The 5,127-nt window shown below is 62.9% G+C and carries 5 protein-coding genes; 1 reads left to right on the forward strand and 4 read right to left on the reverse strand.

Annotation, left to right across the window (positions count from 1 at the left end; genetic code table 11):
* From FGM15_13360 to FGM15_13375, 4 genes are all read right to left on the reverse strand, one after another.
* Window positions 1-1,182, reverse strand: a 1,182-nt coding sequence (locus FGM15_13360; GenBank protein MBU3666845.1) for a YifB family Mg chelatase-like AAA ATPase, incomplete at its 3' end; no start/stop codon positions are given.
* 79 nt (window positions 1,183-1,261) lie between these two features.
* Window positions 1,262-1,735: a DUF386 domain-containing protein gene (locus FGM15_13365; GenBank protein MBU3666846.1), complete on the reverse strand. Its 474-nt coding sequence runs from the start codon at window positions 1,733-1,735 to the stop codon at window positions 1,262-1,264.
* Window positions 1,716-3,008 carry a hypothetical protein gene (locus FGM15_13370; GenBank protein ID MBU3666847.1) on the reverse strand — a complete coding sequence of 431 codons (1,293 nt, stop codon included), beginning with the start codon at window positions 3,006-3,008 and terminating at the stop codon, window positions 1,716-1,718. The genes FGM15_13365 and FGM15_13370 overlap by 20 nt, the downstream gene beginning before the upstream one ends.
* Window positions 3,009-3,191: 183 nt before the next feature.
* Window positions 3,192-4,628 carry an arabinose isomerase gene (locus tag FGM15_13375; GenBank protein ID MBU3666848.1) on the reverse strand — a complete coding sequence of 479 codons (1,437 nt, stop codon included), beginning with the start codon at window positions 4,626-4,628 and terminating at the stop codon, window positions 3,192-3,194.
* A 239-nt stretch (window positions 4,629-4,867) separates the two neighbouring features.
* Between FGM15_13375 and FGM15_13380 the strand changes: the two genes are divergently transcribed.
* A partial coding sequence (locus FGM15_13380; protein MBU3666849.1) for an N-acetylgalactosamine 6-sulfate sulfatase occupies window positions 4,868-5,127 on the forward strand: 260 nt, incomplete at its 3' end.

Below are 5,127 nucleotides of genomic sequence, written 5' to 3' on the forward strand. Positions count from 1 at the left end.
CGGAGGCGCTTCGACGTGGATGTCGATGCGATCGAGCAACGGACCCGAAACGCGCTGGCGGTAGCGGTCCACCTGCCCCGGCGAACAGCGGCACTCCCGCTTGGGGTGTCCGTAGTATCCGCAGGGACACGGATTCATCGCGGCCACGAGCATGATGTCGGCCGGAAAAGTCATCGTGCCCGCCGCGCGGGAAATGACGGCCCTTCCGTCCTCCAGCGGCTGGCGCAGAACTTCCAGCGTGCCGCGTTTGAACTCGGGCAACTCGTCGAGAAAGAGCACACCGTGATGGGCCAGGCTCACCTCGCCGGGCGTGGGGTTTGTCGAACCGCCGAGCAGCCCGACGTCCGAGATCGTGTGATGCGGAGCGCGAAAGGGCCGCACGGCCACGAAATTGCGCTTCCCGTCCAGAAGACCGCACACGCTGTGGATCTTCGTGGTCTCGATGGCCTCCTCGAGGGTCATGGGAGGCATGATCGTGGGGATGCGCTTGGCGAGCATGCTCTTGCCGGCGCCGGGCGCACCGAGCACGAGCAGGTTGTGTCCGCCGGCGACAGCCACCTCGAAAGCCCGCTTCACGCCCGCCTGCCCTTTGACGTCGGCGAAGTCCAATTCCGAGTGCTGGTTGCGGTGGAAGACCGCATCCAAGTCCGAGATGGTCGCCGGGATTTCCGCCTTTCCGTCGAGAAATTCGAAGCACTCGCGAAGGTTGCGCACCCCGTGGACGGAGAGTCCCTGCACGACCGATGCTTCCTCGGCGTTTTCCGCCGGCACGATCAGCACCGGCTTGCCGCGCCGTCGCGCCTCGAGGGCGATGGGTAGCACGCCTTTGACCGGCCGCACCGCCCCGGTGAGCGCCAATTCGCCGGCGATGCAGCAATCGGCCAGGCGCGGCAGATCGCGTCCGTGCGCGACGGCCAACATACCCAATGCGATGGGCAGATCGAAACTGGGCCCTTCCTTTTTGATGTCGGCCGGGGCGAGATTGATCGTCGTGCGACCGCGCGGCCAGCGGTAGCCGCTGTTGGCAATGGCCGTGGTCACGCGATCTTTGCTTTCTTTGACGGCCGCGTCGGGCAAACCGACCAGCACCACCTTGGGGTCTCCGCTGCCCTCGTTGACCTCGATCTCCACCTCGAGCGCATCGGCACCGTGCAATGCCGCGGAATAGACTTTGATCAGCATGCCCAGCGGGGGTTGTAGGCGCCGGGCGAAGGCGAGGCGAGCAGTTGTTTGACGTCCATGACCCTCGGACCCTGCAGCGTCAGATCACCAGGAGCGACCTGTGGATTTTGACCACAACTTTGTGGATCTGGCGGTTCCGACCATCGGACACCAGCGGGCGGTGGGCGTCCGTCGGGAAGAGAAAAACGAAAAGTCCGTCGCCCATCGGCACCGCCAAATCCTGCGTGGAAGACCCGTAAAACTGCACATCCTTCGTCTCGTCGTGCGGCCCCGCGGGGTTCAGTTTTGCGGCGGGCGCCCAATCGATGATCTCCCCTCCACCGAGGCCGTATTGGAGGTCAACATATTCGCGATGAGTTTCCCAGCGGCACGCGTCGCGCGGGGCGGTATCCTCGCGAAGCACGCGGGCGAACATTTTGTCGCCGAGGAATTCGACTTTCGTATCGGGCGCGGCGTCGCGGCAGGTTGCGAGCCAGTCGAACAAGGGTGTGCTGTCGGCACCGCGAAAAAGTTCGCCGTGGCGCTTCAGGTCGTCATGCGTTCCCAAGATCATAGTCGTAATCCTGAGGCCCGCGCCTCGAGAACACCAGCCCCAGAACCAGCGCGAGGCCAACGGACATCCCGGCGACAACGCCCCAGACCGCGCGCCAAGATCTCGAGCTGTGCATGCGCGTCGCTTCCCGCGCACGCTCCACGATGCGCGCGGATTCGGGGCCACCTTTCTTTCCGGGCGAAGCCGTCACCTTGTCCAGGAACGCGTCATACCGGGTTTTGGCCGCCTTGGCGTTCGCCTCGAGCGTTGTGTATTCCACCGAGGAAGCGGACAAATCGAGATGTCGATCCACGGCGGCCGCCATCGCGGCCTTGGCCTTTTCAAGCCGCTGCTCCGCCTCGGCCCGCCGGACCTCCAACCTCGCGACGGCCTCCAGAACCGGAGCCGAAAGCCGGTCTTGCTGCTCCGCCGCTGCATCTGCCTGCTGTCCCGTTTCCTCCACGAGCGCCGCGACCTGCGGGTCGGCTCTGACCGACGACAGTTGCAGTAATTTCGCAACGTCGCCATTGCACGCAGGCACTTTGGCAAGATCGGCATCCAACCGGAGCAAATCCCCCTCGGCGTCGGAAACCGCCAGCTTCGCCCCGTCGATCTTCGACTGCGCTTCCGCCAGCATGGCATCGTCCACTTTGCCGCCTTGGCGGTTGATGAAACTCTGCAGGGCTTTCCCGGCCATCTGCAACTTTGTCTCCAGACGCGATTTTTCCAGAGCGAGAATCTCGGTGGCAGTCGATGCGGATTGCCCCGCTTTGTCTTCCATGATGCGAGGAAATTGCTCCGCGTAAGCATTGGCAATTTTCACGCAAAGATCAGGCGACTCCGTCTGCGCCTCGATGTCGATCAAACCGTCCGCACCGCGCGCCGAGGCGAAAACCGCCCCCTGCAGGCGCCTGGATGCCGCCGTCTTGTCGACTTCACCCGTCTCCGCATTTTGGCCGGAGAGTCCGGCGAGAAAATCAGGATCCTGCAAAAGGGCGGTTTCCTGCAACACGCGGACCGCGGCGGCATTGCTATTGAGCAACTTTGCGCCCTCGCGAGCCGAGTCGGCGAGTTTTGCCTCCGCCTCGGGCGAGCCGCCCGCACCCGCGGCACCCGCGCCGACCGTGGCCGTTGCCGTGAAAAGAGCCTTTGGACGGGCATCGGGATAGAGCGCCAAGGCACCGCCGATGATTCCCCCGAGAAGCACGACCCACCAACGCCGCAACACCGCGCGCCATTTCCGCTGACGGCGGAGGCGGCGGATTCTTTGCTGGTCGTCGTGGAAAGAAGACAAGGAACGTCGGGGAGTTGGAAGCGCCCGCACCGGCGGCCGCTATTGAGTATATTGCTTTATTCTAGGTGCGAAGCGCAAACGTGCAAAGAGGCCGTGCGGACACGGTCGGGGCCGCGAGCCCCGCCGCACGGCCGTGGTCGCCAGTCGGGAAACCCGGGCCAGCAACACCCTGTGGCTCCGGGCTCAGCAAACTTTCTCCATGGAGATGCCAAGGAGAGCGGCGAGCTTGCCGAGCTTGTCCGAAATGTGGCCGACGCCGATGGCGCAATGGTGGGCCGGACCATGAACGTTCCATTTTTCCATGAACCCGCGGGCACCGACGGGGAATTTGTAACGGCTGTTGGTGTTTCCGATCTCAAGGATCGGGCCCGGCACCGACTCTCCCTCGGCGACGAGAAATTTCGGACGGCCGTTTTCGCCGTCCACCACCGAAAGCAGCGTCACGGGGCCGTGGCGGACGCTCATCTCCACGGAAAGCCCGCGTCCCACCTTGCCGTGATAGACATCGAGCGGGCGGACTTTGGTCTTTCCGGAGGCGATTTTGATATGACCGGGGCCGTCGTGTCCGAGGAGAATGACGTCCTCGCGGAAATCCGCGGCATAGTATTCGGTGAACGATCCGCCGACGCCGAAAGTGTCCATGATTTTCATGGCCTGCGCGTTTTTGACCTCGTATTCGCCCGCCACGGGTATGCCGCGTCCGGTGAGCAGCGAGTTGCCGAGAATCACCGAGGTCATCACGTCCTCGTTCTCCTCCGATCCGGTGCCCATGTAGTAATAGGCCATGGAACCGAGCCGGTGTTTCTCGACAAGATGATCGAGCGCGACGGCCGTGTTCGCGGCGCGGACGAGTTCCGCCTCGGGAACGTCCGGCTGGATGTCGAAGACCCCGCGGAACTCGGCGAGTTTCGCATCGACGGAAGACTTGGTGACGCCGCGCCGCAGGGAAGCGAGTTCCTCGACCTCGAGGATTTCCATGTGGCCGCCGAAGCAGGCGAGTTGCGCCGTGAGGTCGGTGTAGATGTCGAGCATGCCGTTGTAGTAGTGCCCGAGAAGGCCGAGGCGGTTGTTGGCCATGGCATGCGCGACGCGCGCGGCTTCGATCCAATCGTCGATTTCGCGCCAGACCGGGTCGTTTTCGAGCAGGGTCCCTGTCACCTGGTGGAAATCGATGCGGGCGCGTTTGAAAGCGTTGGCGATTTCCGGCACGGGGCAAGCCGAGCACCAGGCGAGCCATTCGCCGGTCATCTTCGTGCGGTCCCCGAGCTTGTTGAATGTCCCGTAGTCGATCGCCTCACCCGGTTGCAGGTTCATGATCACCACCGGAACTTTGGCCCGTTGCGCGACCGGCAAGACGGTGGACGAAAGCGCGTAGGTGGTGACGTGAAGAAAAATAATGTCCACCTCGGAGCGGCGGAAAAAGCTTCCGGCCTCGACCGCGCGTTCGGGGGAATCGACGAGCCCGGCGTTGCATATTTCGACGCCCGGCCGAGCGAATCTTTTCGCCGCCTGCGCGACGTAGCCCTCGAGACGCTCTTTGAGGCCCTCGAACTGGGGCCAGTAGGCATCCAGGCCGATGCCGAGAAGTCCGATGCGGAGTGGAGGTGTCGTGGTTTTCATTTTTGCTGGTGTTTGGGCGAGTTTTGCTCGGGAGGCGGGCATCCTACGCGATTGCCGCGCCGCGGGAAATACACAGATTTATGCGGCAAGCAATGCAACGCCTTCGCGCCAGGTTTCGGGATAGTTTTTGAACCCGTCATGAATCAAGGACGGTCATGGGCGATGATTGACCTGCCGAGAACAGTTGCAGTAAAACGTTCCCTTCGCTTCACACGCAAGCAATTCAAACTCTCTACATCATGAAACTCCTCCTCAGTCGATCTTTTGCCATCGCGATGATGGTCACCACCGCGGGAACGGCAGCATTTGCGGCAGGCGACAAGCCGAATGTCGTTTTGATCCTGGCCGACGATCTGGGTTGGAGCGACACGACGCTTTTCGGAAAAACGAAGCTTTATCAGACCCCGAACATCGACCGTCTGGCCAAGCGCGGTATGACCTTCACCCGCGCCTACGCTGCCAGTCCGCTCTGCTCGCCGACGCGCGCCAGCATCATGAC

The sequence above is a fragment of the Chthoniobacterales bacterium genome, assembly GCA_018883245.1.
Taxonomy (GTDB): Bacteria; Verrucomicrobiota; Verrucomicrobiia; order Chthoniobacterales; family JACTMZ01; genus JACTMZ01.